This is a genomic window from Pedobacter aquae (genome assembly GCF_008195825.1).
Lineage (GTDB): Bacteria > Bacteroidota > Bacteroidia > Sphingobacteriales > Sphingobacteriaceae > Pseudopedobacter > Pseudopedobacter aquae.
Window position 1 is genome coordinate 2,054,858 of record NZ_CP043329.1, and the last position, 25,465, is coordinate 2,080,322.

The 25,465-nt window shown below is 36.9% G+C and carries 15 protein-coding genes, 2 tRNA genes, 3 rRNA genes and 2 pseudogenes; 11 read left to right on the top strand and 11 right to left on the bottom strand.

The annotated features are described in order from the left end of the window. Nucleotides 1-26: 26 nt before the first annotated feature. The 3 genes from hemB to hemA are packed head-to-tail and all read right to left on the bottom strand — an operon-like array spanning nucleotide 27 to nucleotide 3,889. Nucleotides 27-998: a porphobilinogen synthase gene (gene hemB / locus FYC62_RS09020; protein ID WP_149075894.1), complete on the bottom strand. Its 972-nt coding sequence runs from the start codon at nucleotides 996-998 to the stop codon at nucleotides 27-29. A gap of 13 nt (nucleotides 999-1,011) precedes the next feature. Beyond that, the gene (gene hemC, locus FYC62_RS09025) at nucleotides 1,012-2,601 is read right to left on the bottom strand and encodes a hydroxymethylbilane synthase (protein WP_149074705.1); all 1,590 of its coding nucleotides are present in this window, start codon (nucleotides 2,599-2,601) and stop codon (nucleotides 1,012-1,014) included. Nucleotides 2,602-2,659: 58 nt separating this feature from the next. After that, on the bottom strand, nucleotides 2,660-3,889 hold the full coding sequence (gene hemA, locus FYC62_RS09030; RefSeq protein WP_149074706.1) for a glutamyl-tRNA reductase: 1,230 nt from the start codon (nucleotides 3,887-3,889) through the stop codon (nucleotides 2,660-2,662). A gap of 421 nt (nucleotides 3,890-4,310) precedes the next feature. Between hemA and FYC62_RS09035 the strand changes: the two are divergent. Then, a pseudogene (locus FYC62_RS09035) lies at nucleotides 4,311-5,482 on the top strand (IS4 family transposase). Nucleotides 5,483-5,573: 91 nt separating this feature from the next. On the opposite strand, the gene FYC62_RS09040 reads toward FYC62_RS09035, so the two are convergent. The 6 genes from FYC62_RS09040 to FYC62_RS09065 form a co-directional block, all read right to left on the bottom strand. Then, nucleotides 5,574-6,746: an IS4 family transposase gene (locus FYC62_RS09040; protein WP_149073853.1), complete on the bottom strand. Its 1,173-nt coding sequence runs from the start codon at nucleotides 6,744-6,746 to the stop codon at nucleotides 5,574-5,576. A gap of 355 nt (nucleotides 6,747-7,101) precedes the next feature. Then, nucleotides 7,102-7,213 (bottom strand): 5S ribosomal RNA (gene rrf, locus FYC62_RS09045). 157 nt (nucleotides 7,214-7,370) lie between these two features. Continuing rightward, a 23S ribosomal RNA gene (locus FYC62_RS09050) occupies nucleotides 7,371-10,246 on the bottom strand. A gap of 130 nt (nucleotides 10,247-10,376) precedes the next feature. After that, nucleotides 10,377-10,450: transfer RNA gene (locus tag FYC62_RS09055), tRNA-Ala, on the bottom strand. A gap of 88 nt (nucleotides 10,451-10,538) precedes the next feature. Next, nucleotides 10,539-10,612: transfer RNA gene (locus tag FYC62_RS09060), tRNA-Ile, on the bottom strand. 116 nt (nucleotides 10,613-10,728) lie between these two features. Further along, nucleotides 10,729-12,250: ribosomal RNA gene (locus FYC62_RS09065) — 16S ribosomal RNA — on the bottom strand. The 16S, 23S and 5S rRNA genes sit together here with 2 tRNA genes alongside, the layout of an rRNA operon. Nucleotides 12,251-12,880: 630 nt before the next feature. On the opposite strand from FYC62_RS09065, the gene FYC62_RS09070 reads away from it, so the two are divergent. From FYC62_RS09070 to FYC62_RS09095, 7 genes and pseudogenes are all read left to right on the top strand, one after another. After that, entirely contained in the window at nucleotides 12,881-13,756 is an 876-nt protein-coding gene (locus FYC62_RS09070; RefSeq protein ID WP_149074707.1) for an outer membrane protein assembly factor BamD, read from the top strand. Further along, a complete protein-coding gene (locus FYC62_RS09075; protein WP_039453385.1) occupies nucleotides 13,740-14,075 on the top strand; it encodes a DNA-directed RNA polymerase subunit omega in 336 nt (111 codons plus the stop codon). Before FYC62_RS09070 ends, FYC62_RS09075 begins: the two co-directional genes overlap by 17 nt. 98 nt (nucleotides 14,076-14,173) lie before the next feature. Beyond that, nucleotides 14,174-14,596 (top strand): flavoprotein, encoded by a 423-nt coding sequence (locus tag FYC62_RS18010; protein WP_317131480.1) that lies wholly within the window; start codon nucleotides 14,174-14,176, stop codon nucleotides 14,594-14,596. A gap of 68 nt (nucleotides 14,597-14,664) precedes the next feature. After that, nucleotides 14,665-15,365: pseudogene (coaBC, locus tag FYC62_RS18015) on the top strand (bifunctional phosphopantothenoylcysteine decarboxylase/phosphopantothenate--cysteine ligase CoaBC). Further along, complete coding sequence (gene porD / locus FYC62_RS09085; protein WP_039453380.1) at nucleotides 15,362-16,261, top strand: type IX secretion system protein PorD; 900 nt, start codon at nucleotides 15,362-15,364, stop codon at nucleotides 16,259-16,261. The pseudogene coaBC and the gene porD overlap by 4 nt, the downstream one beginning before the upstream one ends. A 15-nt stretch (nucleotides 16,262-16,276) precedes the next feature. Next, nucleotides 16,277-17,938: a DNA repair protein RecN gene (gene recN / locus FYC62_RS09090; RefSeq protein ID WP_039453378.1), complete on the top strand. Its 1,662-nt coding sequence runs from the start codon at nucleotides 16,277-16,279 to the stop codon at nucleotides 17,936-17,938. 80 nt (nucleotides 17,939-18,018) lie between these two features. Then, nucleotides 18,019-18,843 (top strand): enoyl-ACP reductase FabI, encoded by an 825-nt coding sequence (locus FYC62_RS09095; protein WP_039453374.1) that lies wholly within the window; start codon nucleotides 18,019-18,021, stop codon nucleotides 18,841-18,843. Nucleotides 18,844-18,991: 148 nt separating this feature from the next. Here the strand turns inward: FYC62_RS09095 and FYC62_RS09100 are convergent, their stop codons facing one another. Beyond that, nucleotides 18,992-19,387 (bottom strand): hypothetical protein, encoded by a 396-nt coding sequence (locus tag FYC62_RS09100; protein WP_149074708.1) that lies wholly within the window; start codon nucleotides 19,385-19,387, stop codon nucleotides 18,992-18,994. A gap of 120 nt (nucleotides 19,388-19,507) precedes the next feature. Continuing rightward, nucleotides 19,508-22,054 carry an ATP-dependent Clp protease ATP-binding subunit gene (locus FYC62_RS09105; protein ID WP_039453369.1) on the bottom strand — a complete coding sequence of 849 codons (2,547 nt, stop codon included), beginning with the start codon at nucleotides 22,052-22,054 and terminating at the stop codon, nucleotides 19,508-19,510. Between the two features lie 192 nt (nucleotides 22,055-22,246). Between FYC62_RS09105 and ettA the strand changes: the two genes are divergently transcribed. The 3 genes from ettA (at nucleotide 22,247) to FYC62_RS09120 (ending at nucleotide 25,152) form a co-directional block, all read left to right on the top strand. Continuing rightward, entirely contained in the window at nucleotides 22,247-23,926 is a 1,680-nt protein-coding gene (ettA, locus tag FYC62_RS09110) for an energy-dependent translational throttle protein EttA (RefSeq protein WP_039453366.1), read from the top strand. 232 nt (nucleotides 23,927-24,158) lie between these two features. Further along, on the top strand, nucleotides 24,159-24,632 hold the full coding sequence (locus FYC62_RS09115; protein WP_039453364.1) for a ribonuclease H-like YkuK family protein: 474 nt from the start codon (nucleotides 24,159-24,161) through the stop codon (nucleotides 24,630-24,632). A gap of 49 nt (nucleotides 24,633-24,681) precedes the next feature. Then, nucleotides 24,682-25,152: an SRPBCC family protein gene (locus FYC62_RS09120; protein WP_149074709.1), complete on the top strand. Its 471-nt coding sequence runs from the start codon at nucleotides 24,682-24,684 to the stop codon at nucleotides 25,150-25,152. Nucleotides 25,153-25,465 lie beyond the last annotated feature (313 nt).

Below are 25,465 nucleotides of genomic sequence, written 5' to 3' on the forward strand. Positions count from 1 at the left end.
TTCTTATGATTATGGTAAATCTTTATTTAAATCCAATTATTAGCCAAAACTTCTTTAGCATGATAAGTTAAAATAACATCAGCTCCGGCTCTTTTTATTCCCATTAAGGTTTCTACAATAGCTCTCTTTTCATCTAACCAACCATTTTGCGCTGCTGCTTTTATCATGGCATATTCTCCACTTACGTTATATGCCGCAATAGGTAAATCAAAATTATCTTTCATTAATTTAATGACATCCAAATAAGCTAAAGCTGGTTTAACCATTAAAAAATCAGCTCCTTCTTGGCTATCTAACATGCCTTCAATTAAGGCTTCTCTTTGATTAGCCGGATTCATCTGATAGGTTTTTTTATCACCAAAACGCGGGGCAGAGTCTAAAGCATCTCTAAAAGGTCCGTAAAATGCGCTCGCATATTTTGCCGTGTAAGACATAATAGAAACATTGGTAAAACCTACAGCATCTAACGCTTCTCTAATGTAGCCTACTCTACCATCCATCATATCAGAAGGAGCAACAATATCTGCACCAACTTCTGCCTGTGCAACAGCCATTTTAGCTAATATTTCAAGTGTTTCATCGTTTACAATTTCACCATTTTTCACCAGTCCATCATGCCCGTCAGAACTGTATGGATCCATGGCTACATCCGTAACAATACAAGCTTCTGGAAAATTAGATTTTACCTCTTTAATAGCTTTAAGATATAATCCATTTTTATTTAAACTCTCTGTTGCGGTCTCGTCTTTTAATGACTCTTCTAAATTCGGAAATAAATCAAAAGACTTAAGCCCTAGTTTAAGACAAGACTCTACTTCCTTCAAGAGTAAATCTATTGAATATCTATAAATGCCTGGCATAGAAGAAACTTCTGTTTTTTGATTTTTACCATCAATAATAAACAGCGGAAAGATAAAATCAGAAGCTCTAAGAAAGTTCTCTTGAACCATATTTCTAATCACTTCAGATTTTCTATTTCTCCTTGGTCTGCTAAACATCATCATACTAAATTTATTTTATATCTATCCCAAAAACCGCTTCTGCTAAACCAATTTCATCTGGCGACGATGGCAATATATAAGGGACATTCATTTCCTCAAACTTCTTACCTGTAGAAACTCCTATCGCAACAATTTGCTGCCCTGGCTCAAGTAAGTTATCTATAAAATAGGCTTCAACATTAGAAGGGCTTGTAAATACCAGTACATCTGCAAAACTTTGGGCAGCATCATCAACCAATATGGTTTCATAAATGGTTAAATCTGTTATTTGAGTTTCTTGAGATAAAGCTTTTTGTACTGTTCTTAAAGAGTCTTTTGCTGATGGGAATAAAATATGTGTCCCATTAGCTATAGCAGCAAATTCCTCAGCTACTTCAGCAACATCACTGCTTTCGCCAACAAAAGCTGGCACTTTTCCTAATTGTCTTAAAGCATCTTCAGAGCCTCTGCCCACAACTCCAAATTTCACATCTTTTGGCAATACAGGATTTAACTTAAAAAAGTACTCTATTCCATTTTTACTACTAAAGAAAATCCAATCTACATTTCTAAAAATATAAGAATCTAGCTTATGTATGGTTGGTACAGTTTTAATTAACGATCTAGCTTCAATCTCTATATCGTGTTTAGCTAACGCTCTATAGAAATAACTATGTTCTGATAATTCTCTTGATATGAATACTTTTTTGGCTAATTTTCTTTTTTCTAAATCAAATTTAGCAACAATTTTTTCTGCTAACCCCTCAGTTATGATTGATTCTACATATAATCTATCTGGTAATTCTTCACCTGAGTTTGCTTTGGTAGTCCAAACTTTAAAGATATCGTCTTCTCTTTCACAATAACACCCCAAAGGCATATGACAACCACCATTGAAAAGGTTAAGAACCTTTCTTTCTACAGCAATACAATTAGCAACTTCTGCATCATTAATTTGCTGTAAAACTGTGTTAAGTTCTTCATCATTATCTCTAATCTGAATTGCTAAAACTCCTTGTGCCGGAGCGGGTACAAGCTCTGATGTTGGCTCTATTTCTTCGATGTAAAATTCAGATAAATCTAGTTTTAATCTACTAATTCCAGCTTTAGCTAGAATAATAGCATCGTAATTTTCATCTCTTAATTTCTGAATTCTTGTATTCACGTTCCCTCTTAAATCTTCAATCTCTAAATCAGGCCTAACTGCTAATAACTGAGATTGCCTTCTATTAGATGAAGTACCAACAATACCATTATGTTTAACTGATAGCTTTTTAGAGAAATCTACGCAATCTTTTAAAATTAATATAATTTCAGATGGATCTTCTCTTTCAGAAACAGCGGCTATTTTTAATCCAGGAGGATTCTCTGTAGGTAAATCTTTATGAGAATGAACAGCTAAATCTATTGTCCCAGCCAAAAGGTGTTCTTCTAGTTCTTTAGTAAAAAAACCTTTACCCTCTAATTTATCTAGTCTTAAGTTTAAAATATTATCACCTTGGGTTTTAATGATTTTAATCTCAGTACTTATCCCTATATCATTAAGTTTGTCAGCTACGTGGTTTGCTTGCCATAGCGCAAGATCACTACCTCTTGTTCCTATAATAATTGTTCTGTTCAATTGACCTAAAATATGAGTAAAAATAAAACTTTTGGAGGTACTTTAAGTGGATTATTAATTAAGCATTATTCACCAAGATATCCTTCGCCATTACCATAGGAACGCTGATATATTTCTTTTCCATATAAGCAATAACCTTTTCTAGAATCTCTCTGGAGTTTGGATCCAATGAACTTATTTCCTCAGCAAAAACAGAATTTAAAGCCCTAGTTTTAATTTCTTTAATTTTTTCAGGAACTTCTTTCATAGCAAGTTCAATCCTACGTTGCTTTAAAATAGGTCTAAACTCTTTAATATTTTTTTCAATAATAGCCTCACCGTTAATTAATTCTTGGTAACGCTCTTTAAGATTCTTATCAGCTATATCTTGTAAAGTTTTAACATCAATATACTCAAGTTTAAAATCAGATATAACATCCTGATGAGTATCATTAGGAATAGCTAAATCAACAATGATTTTCTTTGATGTATCGCCATTTAATAACTTAAGGTATAACTCCTTCGTAAGAATGGGCTGTGTAGCTCCTGTACAAGTAATAATAACATCAAAACCAGCAGAATAAAGCTCTAAATCTTCTAAACTATAAGCAACACCTCCTAGTTCTAAAGCTAAAGACTGTGCTTTACTTAAAGTTCTATTAAATATAGAGAAGTTTTGATATTTATGTTTCTTAAGATATTTAGCTAAATTTTGATTGGTCTCACCTGCCCCAATAATTAAAATCCTGCTATTTGGATTAATTTTTAAATCCCTAAGTTTTCTATAAGCTAAAGAAACAACTGAAATTGGATTTTTAGAGATATTAGTATAAGTATAAACTTCTTTTGCGGCTTTAACTACTCTATTCATAATGAGCCTTAGAAAATCTCCTGTGAACTCTTTTTCCTTACAAGATTCATATGCTTTTCTAACCTGAGCTAATATTTCCTTCTCTCCTACTACTAAACTCTCTAGAGAACTGGAAACCCTCATCAAATGATTAAGTGCGTCTTCTTGTTCATAAATACAACAATTATCTACTATCAGATTTAAATCCTTATCAGACATCCTTCCCTTATGGAATAAATCTAAAAAACGCTTTACAAAATCCTTGGTTATATCATGTTCTGCTGTAAACACGAATTCTACTCTATTACAAGTACCTAAGTAAAATATTTCTGAAATATTAAACTTTTCGCGTACCAAATTAAGAGTAGAATCTATAGCATCATTACACAATACTAAACATCCCAACTTATCAAGCTCAATTTGCTTATGAGTAAATGCTATAACCTTTAGATATTTCAATGATATATTTTTGAACTGTACAAATGTAAAATAGCTAATTTACACCTATGTCAATCATTTGTCAATTGCATTTATTTAGAAAGGATTTAAATAACAATAATAATTCGATAATTAACCAATACTAGATGGAGGATTATGAATTTAACATATAAACTTAAAGACTGAAGTTATACGCTAAGTAATTTATGTCAAACATCTAAGTTGTTATTATAACATATTAATTAGTATTCATTCCCAACTTGACCAGCAATCTAGTATTTCCTTTCAATACTGTCCTAAACGTTTATGAAAACATCAAAAGTAACGCAATAGCTTAAAATTTATGAGATAAAACAATAGCGTCCTAAACGAATAAAAAAGGAGAAAGGAAAGTTTTAACTCATCGTTACCTTTGAGGTGCAAAAAAACAAACCCTTTCTCAATGGTAAATGTAACACTATTCTCCCAAATCATATCAAAACTTGAGCGTTCAAAGTTCAACAAACTGGTATCTACATCTCAGAGCGACAAACATAATAAAGGTTATACAAGCTGGACACATCTAGTATCGATGTTGTTCTGCCAGTTTGCCAAAAGCCAATCGGTACGTGATATTAGTAACGGTCTTCGTTCAGCTACTGGCAACCTCAATCATTTAGGTATTCAAAAAGCTCCATCTAAATCTAGTGTAAGCTATCAGAACAAGCACAGGGACTATAACATCTTCAAGTCCTATTATTTCATACTGTTAGAAAGTTTGGGACAGCAGGCAGGCTTTAAACAAATAAAGTTCAGGATTAAGTCCAAAATCTTCCTGTTAGACTCCACTACTATCAGTCTGTGTCTTTCTCTATTTGATTGGGCCAGGTACAAAACAGCTAAAGGAGCGGTTAAACTGCATACTCTGCTTGATTATGATGGCAATCTACCAGCATATGTCAATATTACCAACGGCAAAACTGCGGATAACAAAGGAGCTTATGATGTGCCTTTACACAAAGGAAGTGTTATTGTTGCAGACCGATTCTATAATGACTTTGCCCTGCTGAATGTTTGGGACAGCAACGGCGTATTTTTGTGATCAGACATAAAGAAAACCTCCAATATACTACAGTTAAGGAAAATATATTGCCGGAGAACAGGCATAAGAATATCCTGATTGACGAGATTATTGAGCTTAAAACCGCAAAATCAAAGGACAGCTATCCCAAAAACTTAAGAAGAGTGGCTGTTTGGGATGATAAAAATGAACAAACTATAGAAATTATTACCAATCAAATGTATTGGACAGCAAACACCATCAGTGAGCTTTATAAAAGCAGATGGCAGATTGAAATCTTTTTTAGAGAGATCAAACAGAACCTGCATATCAAATCATTTATCGGAACCACAGAAAATGCCGTGATGATACAGATATGGACAGCGCTAATTACCATCCTCATCCTTAAAGCACTTAAAGCAATGGCTAAATATGGATGGCAGCTCTCCAACCTTATCGCATTTATCAGACTTAACATATTTGTGAAAATAAATCTACAGAATTGGCTCGATAGGCCTTTTGAAGAACCCGATGAGCTAAAAGATAAACAAGTTATTCAAGGGGTTCTTTTCTGAAATCTATTTTTATCTCATAAATTTTAAGCTATTGCGTTACTTTTGATGTTTTCATAAACGTTTAGGACAGTATTGGAGATAAAAATAGATTTCAGAAAAGAACCCCTTGAATAACTTGTTTATCTTTTAGCTCATCGGGTTCTTCAAAAGGCCTATCGAGCCAATTCTGTAGATTTATTTTCACAAATATGTTAAGTCTGATAAATGCGATAAGGTTGGAGAGCTGCCATCCATATTTAGCCATTGCTTTAAGTGCTTTAAGGATGAGGATGGTAATTAGCGCTGTCCATATCTGTATCATCACGGCATTTTCTGTGGTTCCGATAAATGATTTGATATGCAGGTTCTGTTTGATCTCTCTAAAAAAGATTTCAATCTGCCATCTGCTTTTATAAAGCTCACTGATGGTGTTTGCTGTCCAATACATTTGATTGGTAATAATTTCTATAGTTTGTTCATTTTTATCATCCCAAACAGCCACTCTTCTTAAGTTTTTGGGATAGCTGTCCTTTGATTTTGCGGTTTTAAGCTCAATAATCTCGTCAATCAGGATATTCTTATGCCTGTTCTCCGGCAATATATTTTCCTTAACTGTAGTATATTGGAGGTTTTCTTTATGTCTGATCACAAAAAATACGCCGTTGCTGTCCCAAACATTCAGCAGGGCAAAGTCATTATAGAATCGGTCTGCAACAATAACACTTCCTTTGTGTAAAGGCACATCATAAGCTCCTTTGTTATCCGCAGTTTTGCCGTTGGTAATATTGACATATGCTGGTAGATTGCCATCATAATCAAGCAGAGTATGCAGTTTAACCGCTCCTTTAGCTGTTTTGTACCTGGCCCAATCAAATAGAGAAAGACACAGACTGATAGTAGTGGAGTCTAACAGGAAGATTTTGGACTTAATCCTGAACTTTATTTGTTTAAAGCCTGCCTGCTGTCCCAAACTTTCTAACAGTATGAAATAATAGGACTTGAAGATGTTATAGTCCCTGTGCTTGTTCTGATAGCTTACACTAGATTTAGATGGAGCTTTTTGAATACCTAAATGATTGAGGTTGCCAGTAGCTGAACGAAGACCGTTACTAATATCACGTACCGATTGGCTTTTGGCAAACTGGCAGAACAACATCGATACTAGATGTGTCCAGCTTGTATAACCTTTATTATGTTTGTCGCTCTGAGATGTAGATACCAGTTTGTTGAACTTTGAACGCTCAAGTTTTGATATGATTTGGGAGAATAGTGTTACATTTACCATTGAGAAAGGGTTTGTTTTTTTGCACCTCAAAGGTAACGATGAGTTAAAACTTTCCTTTCTCCTTTTTTATTCGTTTAGGACGCTATTGATTTCCTTTATTAAATAATAAATTTAAGTCCCTAATAATATGGTTATAAAATAAACACTAAATAGCTATCTTCCTAAAGGTAATAATTAGTGATAGAGAAACAGTGGAAGAGGTATCAATAGGATTAGCAATCGAAGATCTTTGGAGGCATCATTTTCATTTGGATAGCTATCTCTACTAAAGCAAGAGATTAGGATTTACAATCCCCTAATAAACACAAAAAGCTCTTGAAAAGATTCAAGAGCTTAAAGTTTATTGATTAATAAAAGTCGGCATCGACCTACTCTCCCACATTTTACTGCAGTACCATTGGCTCTGATGGGCTTAACTTCTCTGTTCGGAATGGGAAGAGGTGGACACCATCGATATAGACACCTGAATATCTTTATGTTGATTCGTTTCTCAGTTAATAGTTGCTAGTTATCAGTTTATCAACTTTTAACCTATTACTTATAACTCAAAACATACAACAATGACATATTATTGAAAGAAGATATTGTTCGAGAAAACAACAGTTTGATTTTTATCTATCTGTTTCTGGAAAGTATCGGATAATTAGTACTACTCGACTTTGATGTTACCACCTTTACATCTATAGCCTATCAACGTGGTCATCTTCCACGATCCTCAATGGAAATCTCATCTTGTGGCTAGTTTCGCACTTAGATGCTTTCAGCGCTTATCTATTCCCGACGTAGCTACTCTGCAATGCCCCTGGCGGAACAACAGATTCACTAGAGGTCAGTCCAACCCGGTCCTCTCGTACTAAGGTCAGCCCCACTCAAATTTCCAACGCCCACAACAGATAGGGACCGAACTGTCTCGCGACGTTCTGAACCCAGCTCGCGTGCCACTTTAATCGGCGAACAGCCGAACCCTTGGGACCTTCTCCAGCCCCAGGATGTGACGAGCCGACATCGAGGTGCCAAACCTCCCCGTCGATATGAGCTCTTGGGGGAGATCAGCCTGTTATCCCCAGAGTACCTTTTATCCTTTGAGCGATGGCCCTTCCATGCAGAACCACCGGATCACTATATCCGTCTTTCGACCCTGATCGGCTTGTTGGCCTCACAGTCAAGCATGCTTTTGCTATTGCACTCCACGTACGGTTACCAAGCGTACTGAGCATACCTTTGAAAGCCTCCGTTACCCTTTTGGAGGCGACCACCCCAGTCAAACTACCCATCAAACAATGTCTCCGACTCAGTCGGATTAGACACCGAATACAGAAAGGGTGGTATTTCAACGTTGGCTAACTGAATCCTAGCGAACCCAGATCACAGCCTCCCACCTATCCTACACATCCTGTACCCAATGTCAATGTTAAATTGTAGTGAAGGTTCATGGGGTCTTTCCGTCCCGTTGCGGGTACCCGGCGTCTTCACCGGGACCACAATTTCACCGAGCTCATGGCTGAGACAGCGCCCAGATCGTTACACCATTCGTGCAGGTCGGAACTTACCCGACAAGGAATTTCGCTACCTTAGGACCGTTATAGTTACGGCCGCCGTTTACTGGGGCTTCGATTCAATGCTTCTCCATTGCTGAATGACATCCCCTCTTAACCTTCCAGCACCGGGCAGGTGTCAGGCCTTATACCTCATCTTTCGATTTTGCAAAGCCATGTGTTTTTGTTAAACAGTCGCCTGGGCCTTTTCACTGCGGCCTCTATTGCTAGAGGCGCCCCTTCTCCCGAAGTTACAGGGCCATTTTGCCGAGTTCCTTAGCCATGATTCACTCGAGCACCTTAGAATTCTCTTCTCGACTACCTGTGTCGGTTTACGGTACGGGTTTTTATAACCTGATGCTTAGAGGGTTTTCTTGGAAGTCTGATTACCTGCTCTATCTAATTGCCCGAAGGCTCTCAGTACTATTGGGGTTCAGCAAGACCGGCGGATTTGCCTACCAGTCCTATACCTACGCCTTTCAACGAACTATTCCGTCAGTTCGCGGCAGTGTCACTACTCCGTCACCTCATCGCAGTTATAAAAAGTATGGGATTATTAACCCATTGTCCATCGGCTTTCTCCCTTCGGATGCGCCTTAGGTCCCGACTAACCCTGATCCGATTAGCGTTGATCAGGAAACCTTAGTCTTTCGGTGGGCGGGTTTCTCTCCCGCCTTATCGTTACTTATGCCTACATTTGCTTTTCTATACGCTCCAACACCCATTACCAGATATCTTCGCTGCATATAGAATGCTCCCCTACCGATATATTTCAATCCCATAGCTTCGGTGATATACTTAATGCCCGTTTATTATCCATGCCCGATCGCTCGACTAGTGAGCTGTTACGCACTCTTTAAATGAATGGCTGCTTCCAAGCCAACATCCTAGCTGTCTATGCAATCGGACCTCGTTAGTTCAACTTAGTATATACTTGGGGACCTTAGCTGATGGTCTGGGTTCTTTCCCTCTCGGCGCGTGACCTTAGCACCCCGCGCCTCACTGCAGTGTATATTTAATCAGCATTCGGAGTTTGTCTGGATTTGGTAGGATTTGACTCCCCCGCACCCAATCAGTAGCTCTACCTCTGTTAAACTTTACCACCACGCTGTTCCTAAAAACATTTCGGGGAGTACGAGCTATTTCCCAGTTTGATTAGCCTTTCACCCCTACCCACAGATCATCCGGAAACTTTTCAACGTTTATCGGTTCGGTCCTCCAGTACCTGTTACGGCACCTTCAACCTGTCCATGGGTAGATCACAAGGTTTCGCGTCTACCCCCTCTGACTGTACGCCCTATTCAGACTCGCTTTCGCTTCGGCTCCGTGGCTTAACCACTTAACCTTGCCAGAGAGGAGTAACTCGTAGGCTCATTATGCAAAAGGCACGCCGTCACAGAACTTGTCTGCTCCGACCGCTTGTAAGCACACGGTTTCAGGTTCTATTTCACTCCGCTATTCGCGGTTCTTTTCACCTTTCCCTCACGGTACTAGTTCACTATCGGTCTCTCAGGAGTATTTAGCCTTACCAGATGGTGCTGGCAGTTTCCCACAAGGCGTCTCCGACCTCGCGGTACTCAGGATTCCACTATCTAATTATTACTTACGTCTACGCAGCTATCATGCGCTATGGCCAGGCTTCCCATCCTGTTCGACTTCATGCTAATCTTCATGTTGTGGTCCTACAACCCCAGTTATGCCGTAACATAACTGGTTTGGGCTCTTTCCCTTTCGCTCGCCACTACTCAGGAAATCATTATTATTTTCTCTTCCTCTGCTTACTTAGATGTTTCAGTTCGGCAGGTTTGCGCTATTGCAACTAGTCTTCAACTAGTTAGGTTGCCCCATTCGGAAATCTTCGGATTAATTCGTATGTGCCAATACCCGAAGCTTATCGCAGCTTATCACGTCCTTCATCGCCTCTGAGAGCCTAGGCATCCCCCGTGTGCTCTTATTTACTTTCTTTTTCTTGTATGATTACATACAAGCGTAGATGTCTCTACCTGTTGTCTTCTCTTTCAATAACTTCTTCCAATATGTCAAAGAACTTTTTTAAGCTGTAGTTTACATTGCGTATGCTACTTTTACTTAAACGTGGAGAATAACGGATTCGAACCGTTGACCCCCTGCGTGCAAGGCAGGTGCTCTAGCCAGCTGAGCTAATCCCCCTTTAAAGATGTTTTTTGAGTTATCGTCTTTACAGTTATTTAAAGTCTATTACATAGACTCTTATCTTAACTCTTTAACTTCTCTCTTGTAGTCTCGAGCAGATTTGAACTGCTGACCCCTACATTATCAGTGTAGTGCTCTAACCAACTGAGCTACGAGACTTTCTATCCCCTTACCTCATCGGTAGAACCACCGATTCTCATCTCTTCAGGTTCATTTCCTTTTATAAAAAAATATACATATAACGTAACAACTTAAAAACCTTTCGACTTCTCTAGAAAGGAGGTATTCCAGCCGCACCTTCCGGTACGGCTACCTTGTTACGACTTAGCCCCAGTTATCGGTTTTACCCTAGGCCGCTCCTTACGGTTACGGACTTTAGGCACCCCCAACTTCCATGGCTTGACGGGCGGTGTGTACAAGGCCCGGGAACGTATTCACCGCGTCATTGCTGATACGCGATTACTAGCGAATCCAACTTCACGGGGTCGAGTTGCAGACCCCGATCCGAACTGTGAATGGCTTTTTGAGATTGGCATCTTATCGCTAAGTAGCTGCCCTCTGTACCATCCATTGTAGCACGTGTGTAGCCCCGGACGTAAGGGCCATGATGACTTGACGTCGTCCCATCCTTCCTCTCTGTTTGCACAGGCAGTCTGTTTAGAGTCCCCACCATTATGTGCTGGCAACTAAACATAGGGGTTGCGCTCGTTGCGGGACTTAACCCAACACCTCACGGCACGAGCTGACGACAGCCATGCAGCACCTAGTTTCGTGTGGTAAACCACTGAATCATCTCTGATTCATTCACTAACTTTCAAGCCCGGGTAAGGTTCCTCGCGTATCATCGAATTAAACCACATGCTCCTCCGCTTGTGCGGGCCCCCGTCAATTCCTTTGAGTTTCACCCTTGCGGGCGTACTCCCCAGGTGGATAACTTAACGCTTTCGCTTGGACGCTGACTGTATATCGCCAACATCGAGTTATCATCGTTTAGGGCGTGGACTACCAGGGTATCTAATCCTGTTTGATCCCCACGCTTTCGAGCCTCAGCGTCAATTAAACCTTAGTAAGCTGCCTTCGCAATTGGTGTTCTGTGACATATCTATGCATTTCACCGCTACTTGTCACATTCCGCCTACCTCAAGTTTATTCAAGCCACTCAGTATCAAAGGCAAGCTTACAGTTGAGCTGCAAGTTTTCACCTCTGACTTAAATGGCCGCCTACGCTCCCTTTAAACCCAATAAATCCGGATAACGCTTGGATCCTCCGTATTACCGCGGCTGCTGGCACGGAGTTAGCCGATCCTTATTCTTACGGTACATTCAGCTCGATTCACGAATCAAGGTTTATTCCCGTATAAAAGCAGTTTACAACCCATAGGGCCGTCTTCCTGCACGCGGCATGGCTGGTTCAGAGTTGCCTCCATTGACCAATATTCCTTACTGCTGCCTCCCGTAGGAGTCTGGTCCGTGTCTCAGTACCAGTGTGGGGGGTCATCCTCTCAGATCCCCTAGTCATCGTCGCCTTGGTAAGCCGTTACCTTACCAACTAGCTAATGACACGCATGCCCATCCTCATCCTATGAATATTTGAACATTGTACGATGCCGTACTATGTTTTTATGCGGTGTTAATCCGAATTTCTCCGGGCTATCCCCCTGATGAAGGTAGGTTGCATACGCGTTACGCACCCGTTCGCCACTCTCATGAGGAGCAAGCTCCCCAATCCCGTTCGACTTGCATGTATTAGGCCTGCCGCTAGCGTTCATCCTGAGCCAGGATCAAACTCTCCATTGTATAATGTTGTTTGATACTAACTTTCGTTAATATTTGTTTTCTTCCGTCTCTAGGTTACTGATCTCTCAGTGTCGCTACGTTATATGATATCTTTTTAAAGAACTTTTGCGCCTCACCATCTCGGATCAGCTTTTATTGCTATCTCGATAATTACTTATCTACTTAGTATTTCTATTTTGTCTTGTCTTAAAATTACAATCGCTGTAACTCTTTCCCCCTTTCGGGGGCTGCAAAGGTAATCATCCAACTCCTAATATCCAAATGTTTTTGAAAATAATTTTTAACCCCTTCTTTTCTTCATCTCTCTCATTATTCCCTCTAACTTATGTCAACCTTTTCCCCCTTGCGGGCTGCAAAGGTGCATATCTTTTTCTTCTCTCACAAATACTTTATACCCTTTTTTATCCAAATCATCATAACTCACTGTATATCTTATCGAAAAAGTTTAATTTTCTTTTTTTTAAGCTATGGATGGGAAATATATGAAACGCTTAAGGCCTAATAGCGCTGACTTATACTATTATTATAGTGTTAAATTCTGTTAAAGGCTAATATGAGGCTTATTATTAGTCTTATATTAGTAGCTATTAAAAAATTGACTTGTATTATTTATTAAACTATCTTTGCAGCATGTTAAAAAATAAAGGCTTAGCATTATTCGGATTCATATTATTATTTGTAGGATTAAGCCTCAGTAGTTGTAAAAGCAAATTTGAAAAGCTTAGAACTAGCAATGATGTTGCTAAGAAGTACCAAGAAGCTATTAAACTTTACAATAAGAAAGATTATACTAAAGCATTAACTTTATTTGATGATTTAGTACAAAGATATAGAGGGAGGTCTGAAGCTGAAGACTTATATTACTATTACGCTTATACTAATTATCAACTGAAGGATTATTTATCGGCTAGATATCACTTTAAAACTTTTGCCGATACTTACCCTAGTAGTCCTAAAGCCGAAGAGTGTAGGTTTATGACTGCTTATTGCTATTATATAGATTCCCCTAATTTCTCATTAGATCAGGATAATACCTATAAAGCTATAGAATCATTGCAATTATTTATTAATATATACCCGAGAAGTGAAAGAGTGGCCGAGGCTAGTAAATTAATTTTAGACTTACGTGATAAATTGGAGCGTAAATCTTATGCTAATGCAAAGCTATTTTTGGATATTGGAGATTACCAAGCGGCAGTGATTGCATTTAGAAATTCTATGAAAGATTTTCCTGACACGAAATTTGCTGAGGAAATGGAATATTTAATTATAGAAGCTCAATATCTTTACGCGAAAAATAGTAGAGAAATTAAGCAAGAAGATAGATATAATGAAGCTTTAGTTGAATACGAAAGATTTACGGAAAAGTATCCTAGTAGCACTTATACGGAAAAAGCAAAAAAGCTTAAGGAAGATATAGTAAAAGGAATAGCATTAACAAAAGAAATATTAGCTACATATTCAGAGAATAAAAAAGTAGAAAAAGAAGATGAACAACAACAATAACAATAAACCTACGGTTTCTGGTACAACTGTAACAAGAGATTTAAGACAATTAGATATTGAAACTGAAAATATTTATGAGTCTTTAGTAGTAATTAGTAAAAGAGCTAATCAAATTGGAGCCAACTTAAAAGAAGAGCTTCACGGTAAATTAGCTGAGTTTGCAAGCTCTAACGACAATTTAGAGGAAGTATTTGAAAACAGAGAGCAGATTGAAATCTCTAAGCACTATGAAAGAATGCCAAAAGCTTCTTTAATTGCTATTGATGAATTTATTCATGGTAAAGTTTACCACAGAAATCCTTCTAAAGAACAAAAATAATTTGTTTTATATTTGGCTTTAGAGGCTGAGCGTTTTAGCAAAAAGCCTAAATAATTAACTCTTAAATTATTTGAGAGAAATTTTAAGACTTTTTGAAGATGCTTGAAGGAAAAAATATATTACTTGGCGTTTGTGGCAGTATAGCAAGTTACAAATCGGCAGAATTAACTAGATTACTTGTTAAAGCTGGCGCAAACGTCAAAATAATAATGACCAAGGATGCTAAAGCATTCATTACTCCTTTAACCTTATCTACCCTATCAAAAAATCAAGTATTTTCAGAATATTATCAGGCCGATACGGGCCAATGGAATAACCATGTGGAATTGGCTTTGTGGGCAGATTTAATATTAATTGCCCCTATCACTGCTAATACTTTAGCTAAATTTGCTTCTGGAGGATGTGACAACTTGTTAAGCGCATGCTACCTATCGGCAAAATGTCCTGTTATGTTTGCCCCGGCGATGGATTTAGATATGTGGCAGCACCCATCGACAAAAAAAATATCCAAACTTTATTAAATTACGGCAATATCTTGATTAAGCCAGGTAAAGGAGAGCTAGCCAGCGGACTACATGGAGAAGGTAGAATGGAAGAGCCGGAAACTATATATCAACAGGTCATTCATCATTTTGAGTTTGAACAACTATTGAAGGGTAAACATGTTTTAGTAACGGCTGGACCAACTTTTGAACCGATAGACCCGGTTAGGTTTATTGGTAATCATTCATCTGGAAAAATGGGCTTTGCTATTGCTGAGCTATGTGCGAAACTTGGTGCTCATGTAAACTTGATAAGTGGACCAGTAGCTTTGGATGTTCATCATCTGAATATTAAAAGGACTAATGTAACTACCGCAGAAGACATGTTAAATGCTGTTAATCTTACTTTTGCTGATTGTGATGTTTGTATTATGAGTGCAGCAGTTGCAGATTACACTCCGATAGAAAAGGCTGAACAAAAAATAAAAAAAAGTGATACCGAATTTAATATCACCCTAAAGAAAACAACTGATATTCTTCAATATTTAGGCTCCATCAAAAAAATCAAATCTTAGTTGGTTTTGCTTTAGAGACTGAAAAAGAAGAAGAGCATGCTGAGATTAAACTACAAAAGAAAAATCTTGACTTCATTGTTCTTAATTCCTTAAATGATGCAGGAGCGGGATTTAGAGGTGATTTAAATAAAATAACAATCATCAAAAAAGGTGGCGAAAAAACTAAGTATGATTTAAAATCAAAATCTGAAGTTGCAATGGACATCATCAATACATTAATAAAATTTTTATGAAGCATTACCTTTTAAGCTTGCTTTTTTGCATCATATCATACGTATCTTATGCTCAAGATTTAAATGCCAGGGTACAAATATTATCTCCACAAATTCAAAACACTAATAAAAGACCATTAGAAGTATTAGAAACAGCTATGTCTGATTTTTTGAATAATAGAAAATGGTCTACTGATGAACTTTTAGCTACCGAAAAAATAGACTGTAATTTTGTCATCAACCTTAAAGAATGGGATGGTTCTAGTAATTTTAAGGCTGAAGCACAAATTATTAGTAGTAGACCTGTATTTAATAGTTCATACAATACTACACTTTTAAGTATAAATGATAGAGATTTTGACTTTTCTTATTCTGAAGGGCAGCCTTTAGACTTTTCTGACCAAAATTTCATCAATAACCTGAGCTCGATGTTGGCATTTTATGCTTATATAATTGTTGGATTGGATTATGATAGCTTTACTAAACTAGGAGGCGCTAACTACTTTAATAAAGCACAAGATGTTTTAAATAATGCACAAAATGCCCCATTTTCTGGTTGGAAAGCTTTTGAAGGATTGAGAAACAGATATTGGTTAATTGAAAATATTACCAGTAAGAATTTCTTGCCATTAAGAGAGATTATTTATGATTACCATAGAGAAGGATTAGATGTGATGGCAGAAAATGCGGCTAAGGGGAGAAAAAACATCTTATCTATCTTACCAAAAATATCCGAAATAGATAAACAAAGACAGGGAGCAATGTTTAATCAAGCATTTTTCACTGCTAAAGCAGATGAAATCACGAATATTTTTTCAAAATCAGATCCTTCTGAAAAATTGAAAGTATATAATATTTTAGTTGTTGCAGACCCTGCTAATACCAGTACTTACGAAGCATTAAAAAACAATAAATAACAATTAGATTTAGCTATGCTGAGCAGATTACATATTAAGAATTATGCGCTTATAGATTCATTGGATATTTCTTTTGATGAGCATTTAAATATTCTTACCGGAGAAACTGGAGCAGGAAAATCTATTATATTAGGAGCTTTAGGTCTAATTCTAGGCCAGAGAGCAGAAGGTAAATACTTCTTCAACCAGCAGAAGAAATGCATTATTGAAGGTTTTTTCAAAGTGAAGAACTATCAATTGAATACATTTTTTGAAGAAAATGATTTAGATTATGAAGAGGAAACCGTTTTAAGAAGAGAAATTTCTTTAGATGGAAAATCAAGAGCCTTTATTAATGATACTCCGGTTAATTTAACCACACTAAAACAAGTTGGCGAGCAGCTGATAGACATCCACTCGCAACATGCGACATTAGAAATTAGTAATCAGAAATTTCAGTTATTAGTGGTTGATTTAATGGCTAATCATCAAGAGCTTATTGAAAAATATACATCTTCTTATAAAATCTATAAAAAGAAAGTTAAACAGCTTGACACTTTAATTGAGCAAAGCGAAAAAGAAAAAGCAGAGTTAGATTATTTACAATTTCAGTTTGATGAGCTTGAGCAAGCGAAGCTTAGTGCAGATGAGCAAGATCATCTGGAGCAAGAGTTGGAAAGGTTAAATCATGCGGAAGAGATAAAATCTAATCTTCTAAACGCTTCTACCCTATTGCAAAATCAAGAAGTTAATGCTTTAAACTTAATAAAAGAAGCATCAAACCAATTACAACAGGCTGAAAAGTATCAACAAGATATTAGTGCTTTAGGCGAAAGATTAAAAAGTTGCTTAATAGAGATAAAAGATATAGCTAGTGAAGTAGAGGATATAGAACAAACCATATCTTTTGATGAGAATAAAGCTGCTTTAGTGAGTGAGAGGTTAGATTTAATTTACAGTTTGCAAAAGAAACATCGTGTTAACAGTAATCAAGAGCTTTTAAATTATCAGGAAGAGTTATCATCAAAACTTAATAAAATTCTTTTTGCTGATGAAGACATAGAACGCTTGCAAAAGGAAATACAAGAAGAAAAGCTTTTACTTGTAGAGCAAGCGAAAACCATCAGCTTAAATAGAAAAAATGCAATTCCTGCAATAGAGGAATATATCATCAAAATTTTAGCAGAAATTGGTATGGCAAATGCTGATGTTAAGCTTGAGCAATTGGTTAAAGAAGAAAACAACTTTGACCAAGACGGTTTAGACCAGATTAAATTTTTGTTTAGTGCAAATAAAGGCCATCAGTTACAAGAATTAAGTAAGGTTGCTTCTGGAGGAGAGTTATCTAGGCTGATGTTAAGCATTAAATCTTTGATAGCTAAGAAAACTGCTTTACCAACCATTATTTTTGATGAGATTGATACCGGAGTATCTGGAGAAGTAGCTCATAAAGTTGGGAACATTATGGAAAAGCTAGCAGAAGACATGCAAGTGATAACCATTACACATTTACCGCAGATGGCTAGCAAAGGAAAGTCGCATTATTTTGTATATAAAGAAATAAAAGACGATTTTACTTATTCGCAAATAAAGAAACTTAATAACGAAGAACGCATTTTAGAGATAGCAAAAATGTTGAGCGGAGAGCATCCGAAAGAATCAGCAATACAAAATGCTAAAGAATTATTATTTGGATAAATTTTATCATCCACAAAATTTTATAATCTTTACACATTCAAATTACAATGAAGCTTAATAGCTTAAAAAAGAATTAAAATATGGCTTATAATTTATTAAAAGGTAAACGTGGTATCATCACAGGTGCTTTAGATGAAAACTCTATTGCGTGGAAAGTTGCTGAGAAAGCTCACGAAGAAGGTGCTACTTTTGTATTGACCAACGCACCTATTGCAATGCGTATGGGAGAAATAAATAAACTTGCTGAGAAAACTAACTCGCAAATTATCCCGGCTGATGCAACAAGCATAGATGATTTAACGAACCTTTATACTCAGGCTCAAGAAGTTTTAGGTGGTAAAATAGATTTCGTTTTACACTCTATAGGTATGAGTGTGAATATCCGTAAAAAAATTCCTTATACAGAGTCTAACTACGAGTATTTTGCAAAAGGCATTGATGTATCTGCTATGTCTTTACATAAAATGCTTGCGGTTGCAAAAAAATTAGATGCAATAAACGAAGGAGGAAGTGTGGTTGCCTTAACTTATATGGCAGCACAACGTACTTATCCTTTCTATACCGATATGGCCGATATTAAAGCTATGTTAGAATCTATAGCCAGAAGTTTTGGTTACCATTATGGATTAGAGAAAAAAGTACGTATCAATACGGTTTCTCAATCTCCAACAAAAACAACAGCTGGAACAGGAATTAAAGGTTTTGGCGATTTCTATGATTTTGCTGATAAAATTGCTCCTCTAGGCAATGCTGATGCAGAATCTTGTGCAGATTATTGTATTACTTTATTCTCTGATTTAACCCGCATGGTTACCATGCAGAATTTATTCCATGATGGTGGTTACTCATCAACAGGTGTAAGTATGGATGTAATGACTGCTATTGGAGCTGGTGAAGAAGGGTAATAATTCAAATTTTTATATAAAAGGAGGCTGTCTCAAAAATAGTATCTGTCACATTGAGCGGAGTCGAAATGTTCTCTGATATGCTTAGAAAAGGCTTCGACTCCGCTCAGCCTGACACAAAATGGTAATTTGAGACAGCCTCTTTTTTTTATTCCTCTGATGGTATTAAAACTATTTTAACCGGTAAAGCACCAGGTCTGTTAATCACTCCTAAATCAGTACTTTGTACCTTGATGATGGCACCTACTCTAACGGCATAGGTATAAGAAATTCCTTCAAATACATTTGGAATAGGTTCATCCTCACCATCAACAAATGTCCCATAAACCAAAATACCATCTAAATCATAAACATTTTGATTAATCTCTGTTAAAGGAATAGAAAAGGAATAAGTTACTCCGCCATCATTAGTAATCCATTCATTTTGTTGAATAACATCATAAATGGTTTTATTTGGAACAGTATAATATTCTTCTGTTACTTTTTGGCAAGCTGATGTTCCTAACACCAATACACCTAATAAAATGATGGACAGCTTCTTCATGTGTATTATGTTTGAGGTGAATAATTATTATTTAGACGATTGAAATTTCTATATGGTTGCATGCTAACAAAAAAAGCACCACAATTATTGTGATGCTTTTTTATATAGAAGAAGTTCTAACTACTCTCCGCCTTCTTTCTCTTCTTCCTTCTTCTTTTTCTTTTTAGCGGCTTTACCTATGATATGGATTTGATCTTTTTCTTTATCATAATCTACTTCCATGGTATCACCTTCTGTAAGCTCTCCTTTAAGAATTTCCTCTGCAATTGGATCTTCTAAGAATTTTTGGATGGCTCTCTTCAATGGACGAGCACCAAAATTAGAATCAAAGCCTTTTTCAGCTATGTAATCTTTGGCTGCTTCAGTTAATTTGATATCATAACCCAGAGTTTGAACTCGACCAAATAAGGCTTTTAGTTCAATATCAATGATTTGGAATATTTCTTCTTTTTCAAGAGAGTTAAATACAATTACATCATCAACACGATTTAAAAACTCAGGAGCGAATGCTCTTTTTAAAGCACTTTCAATTACAGTTTTATTATGACTTTCTGTTTGTGATAATTTAGCAGAAGTTGCAAAACCAACACCTTGGCCAAAATCTTTTAACTGACGAGCACCAATATTAGAAGTCATGATGATGATGGTATTTCTAAAATCGACTTTACGACCTAAAGAATCTGTTAACTGACCTTCATCTAAAACTTGTAATAAGATATTAAATACATCTGGATGCGCTTTTTCAATCTCATCTAACAATACAACAGCGTAAGGTTTTCTACGTACTTTTTCTGTTAACTGTCCGCCTTCTTCATATCCCACATAACCCGGAGGCGCTCCTACCAATCTGGAAACAGCAAATTTCTCCATGTACTCGCTCATATCTATCTGAATCAAGGCATCATCAGTATCAAACATAAAACGAGCAAGTTCTTTAGCCAACTCTGTTTTACCAACACCTGTAGGACCTAAGAAAATGAAAGAACCAATTGGTTTTTTAGGATCTTTTAATCCGGCTCTGGTACGTTGTATAGCTTTTGTTAATTTCTTGATAGCATCATCCTGACCAATAATTTTCTCGTTAATTTTCTCGAACATACCTAATAGTTTTTGGCTATCGGTTTGTCCAACACGTTGTAACGGAATACCAGTCATCATAGAAACTACTTCAGCAACATTGTCTTCAGAGACGATATATCTCTTAGTTTTAGTTTCTGCTTCCCATTCTGCCTTAGCTTTATCTAATTCTTCTAGCAGATTCTTCTCAGTATCGCGAAGTTTTGCCGCTTCTTCGTATTTCTGGCTACGAACTACTTTGTTTTTCTCAACCTTTATTTGCTCAATTTTTTGCTCAATATCAATGATATTTTGCGGAACATGAATATTGGTTAAGTGAACTCTAGAGCCAGCCTCATCTAAAGCATCGATAGCTTTGTCTGGTAAAAATCTATCAGTGATGTATCTTGAAGTTAGGCTAACGCAGGCTTCAATAGCTTCGTCTGTATAAGTTACACCGTGGTGTTCTTCATACTTTTCTTTGATTCTGTTTAAAATCTCGATAGTTTCTGTTGGTGTAGCAGGTTCTATCATCACCTTTTGGAAACGACGGTCTAAAGCACCATCTTTCTCGATGTACTGACGATATTCATCTAAAGTTGTAGCGCCAATGCATTGGATTTCTCCACGAGCTAATGCAGGTTTAAACATGTTAGAAGCATCTAACGAGCCCGAAGCACCACCAGCACCAACAATGGTATGAATCTCATCAATAAACAAAATAACATCAGGAGATTTCTCTAACTCGTTCATTACAGCCTTCATACGCTCTTCAAATTGGCCGCGGTATTTAGTACCAGCCACTAAAGAAGCTAAATCAAGTGTAACAACTCTTTTGTTAAATAATACTCTTGAAACTTTACGTTGTACAATTCTTAAAGCCAAACCTTCTGCAATAGCAGATTTACCAACGCCAGGCTCTCCTATTAAAATAGGGTTATTTTTCTTACGACGAGATAAAATTTGAGAAACACGTTCAATTTCTTTCTCACGACCAACGATAGGATCTAATTTCCCATCTTCGGCCATTTTGGTTAAGTCTCTTCCAAAATTATCTAGTACTGGTGTTTTAGATTTGATATCTGAAACCTTTTTTGGTGTAGAAAAAGACTCTTCTTCTTTAAAGTCATCATCACCACCACTAGTTGCAGAATTTGTAGGATCATCTCTAAAACCACCTTTATTATTTTCTACTTCAGATTTAAATATTTCATAATTTAAATTGAACTGCGCCAATATTTGAGAAGCTATGTTATCTTCCTCTCTTAAAATGGATAATAAAAGATGCTCTGTACCTATAATATCGCTTTTAAAAATTTTAGCTTCTAGGTAGGTAATCTTCAATACCTTTTCTGCTTGCTTGGTTAGGGGAATGTTCCCTAAGTTTGCGGTAATAGCAGAAGTACCGCGTACGGCATCTTCAATAGCTCTGCGAAGCTTTGCTGTATCAACACCCAAAGATTTTAAAATCTTTATTGCTACTCCATCTCCTTCTCTGATCAAGCCCAATAGCAAATGTTCTGTGCCAATATAATCATGACCTAACCTTAAAGCCTCTTCACGGCTGTAAGAAATTACGTCTTTAACTCGGGGCGAAAATTTAGCTTCCATATAATACCTTTCTCTATAAGTGTAGAAACGTTCTAATGTATCAAATAGTTTTAGAAATGCAAGAGTAACGTTTGGTAGTTTTTATCAACAATTTAACCAATATAGTGGAAAACCGTTTAACGATAGTGAAGTTAAGAATTTTTACCTGTTTCTGACCAAAAAAACGATATTTGCCTTTCAATTGATGAAATAATGGCAGACGAGAAAATAATCTTTTCAATGGCAGGGGTAAATAAGATTTATCCGCCACAGAAACAGGTACTGAAAAATATTTACCTTTCTTTCTTTTATGGCGCTAAAATTGGCGTTATAGGGTTAAATGGTTCTGGTAAATCTTCCCTATTAAAAATTATTGCTGGCTTAGATAAATCTTACCAGGGGGAAGTGGTATTATCTCCAGGATTTTCTGTAGGATACTTAGCACAAGAACCAGAGCTAGACCCAGAGAAAACCGTGAAAGAAGTAGTTGAAGAGGGTGCAAAAGAGATTACAGACATCCTAAAAGAATATGAAGAAATAAACGAAAAATTTGGTTTACCTGAAGTTTATGAAGACGCTGATGCGATGGATAAATTGATGGCAAGGCAAGGTGTTTTGCAAGACCAAATTGACGCTGTTAACGGGTGGGAGCTGGACGCAAAACTAGAGCGAGCTATGGATGCTTTACGTTGCCCAGAACCTGACGCAAAGATTGCCACATTGTCAGGAGGAGAGAAAAGGCGTGTAGCTTTATGCCGTTTATTGATACAAGAACCTGCTGTTTTATTGCTAGATGAACCAACCAATCACTTAGATGCAGAATCTGTGGATTGGTTAGAGCAGCACTTACAAAACTACGAAGGAACTGTAATAGCGGTTACCCACGATAGGTATTTCTTAGATAATGTAGCTGGTTGGATTTTAGAATTAGACCGTGGAGAAGGCATTCCTTGGAAAGGTAATTACTCATCTTGGTTAGACCAAAAGGCTAAACGCTTAGCTCAGGAAGAAAAAACGGAGAGCAAACGCCAAAAAACATTAGAAAGAGAGTTAGAATGGGTAAGGATGGCGCCAAAAGCAAGACACGCAAAATCTAAAGCCAGACTAGGGAACTACGAAAAACTAGCATCAGAAGAAACAAAGGAAAGAGAAGATAAGCTTGAGCTATTTATCCCACCTGGACCAAGGTTGGGTAATGTAGTTATTGAAGCTAATGGTGTTACCAAAGCTTATGGAGACCGTGTGCTGTTTGAAAATTTAACCTTCTCTCTTCCGCCGGCTGGTATAGTGGGTATAATTGGACCAAATGGTGCCGGAAAAACCACTTTATTTAGGTTAATTACCGGACAAGAGACACCAGACGCTGGTACTTTTAGGGTTGGGGAGACCGTAAAATTAGGTTATGTAGATCAGATGCATCATGATTTAGACCCAGAAAAATCTGTGTGGGAGAACATTACAGGCGGACATGAGACCATGATGCTTGGAAATAAATCTACCAATTCTAGGGCTTATGTTTCTAAGTTTAACTTTAACGGAGCAGATCAACAGAAAAAAGTAGCTGTGTTATCTGGAGGAGAACGTAATAGAGCCCATTTAGCTATTACTTTAAAAGAAGGTTCTAACGTTTTATTACTAGATGAGCCTACCAACGATATAGATGTAAATACTTTGAGAGCTTTAGAAGAAGCTTTAGAGAATTTTGGAGGTTGTGCGGTAGTTATTTCTCACGATAGGTGGTTTTTAGATAGAATATGTACGCATATTTTAGCCTTCGAAGGCGATTCACAGGTTTATTTCTTTGAAGGTAATTACTCGGAATATGAAGAAAACCGTAAAAAGAGATTGGGTGATGTTGCTCCTAAAAGGATTAAATATAGAAAACTAGCTTAAGCGATTATAAAAATCACTGAAAGCCTGCTTTTAACGAAGCGGGCTTTTTTATTTTTAAAAAATAAGCGTTTTAAATGCGCTATTTATGTTTAGATGCTAATTTAAAGGGTGTTGATAAACCAGTTTATGTTAACAATTAAATAATAGTAATTTTATAAAATTATGAAAATCAATTACTTAATTTTATAGACCACAAAAATTGATGGTCAAATAAACTTTAAAAAGCATTATTATGACCTGGAAAAAATTTAGCGGCGAAGTCATCAATTCATCTATCCTAGAAGAAGTAGAAAAAACTATTGAAAGAGAGTACGAAGCAGGCAACAAGCTTAAAGTTTGTATTGGTACAGACTCTCAGGTTAAAGGTAATACCACAGACTTTGCTACCGTAATTGTATTTCTGAGAGAACAAAAAGGCGGTTTCATGTTTATCCATCAGGAAAGAAGCACCCAGAAAATGAGTATTAAAGAAAGAATGCTTACTGAGGTACAGAAATCTATTGAAACAGCCTACACCCTATGTGATTTACTTGATTTGTACGATGTAGATTTAGAGGTACATGCTGATATTAATACCAACCCACAGTTTAAATCTAATGCAGCGCTACATGAGGCTATGGGCTACATCTTAAGTATGGGCTTTGTTTTTAAGGCTAAACCAGAAGCGTTTGCAAGCTCTGCTTGTGCTAATAAAATGGTGCAGTAATTAAAACTAGCTTAAAACTTTAATCATAGATGTTTGTTTAAACATCTACATGAAAACTTATACACTAAATTTTAGTCAGAAATTACCTATTAGCTTAGCAGAAGCTTGGGATTTTTTTTCATCACCTCTTAACTTGGCAAAAATAACTCCGCCAGGTATGAATTTCATCATCACTTCTGATTATACAGAAAAGACCAAGATGTATGAAGGCATGATCATAACATATAAGGTATCGCCTTTATTGGGGATTAAAATGGATTGGATGACCGAAATTACATCTGTAAAAGAGCATCAATACTTTATAGATGAACAACGTTTTGGGCCATTTAAATTTTGGCATCACGAGCATCATTTTGAAGAAATTGATGGCGGCGTTTTAATGACAGATAAATTGATTTACGGCATTCCCTTTGGCCCTATTGGAACTATAGCAAATGCACTTATTGTTGGTAAACAAACTCGTGAGATTTTTGAGTTTAGAGAAATAGCGGTAGAAAAATTGTTTGGGAAATATGGCTAGGTTGTTAGTGTCTAGTTGGTTAGGTTGTTAGTGTCTAGTTGGTTAGGTTGTTAGTGTCTAGTTGGTTAGGTTGTTAGTTGGTTAGGTGGTTAGTGCCTAGTTGGGTAGGTGGTTAGGGCCTAGTTGGGTAGGTGGTTAGTGTCTAGTTGGTTAGTTGGTTAGGTTGTTAGTTGGTTAGGTGGTTAGTGCCTAGTTGGGTAGGTGGTTAGGGCCTAGTTGGGTAGGTGGTTAGTGTCTAGTTGGTTAGGTTGTTAGGTTGTTAGGTCCTAGTTGGGTAGGTGGTTAGCCAAATATGATGATATAGAAACAGCGA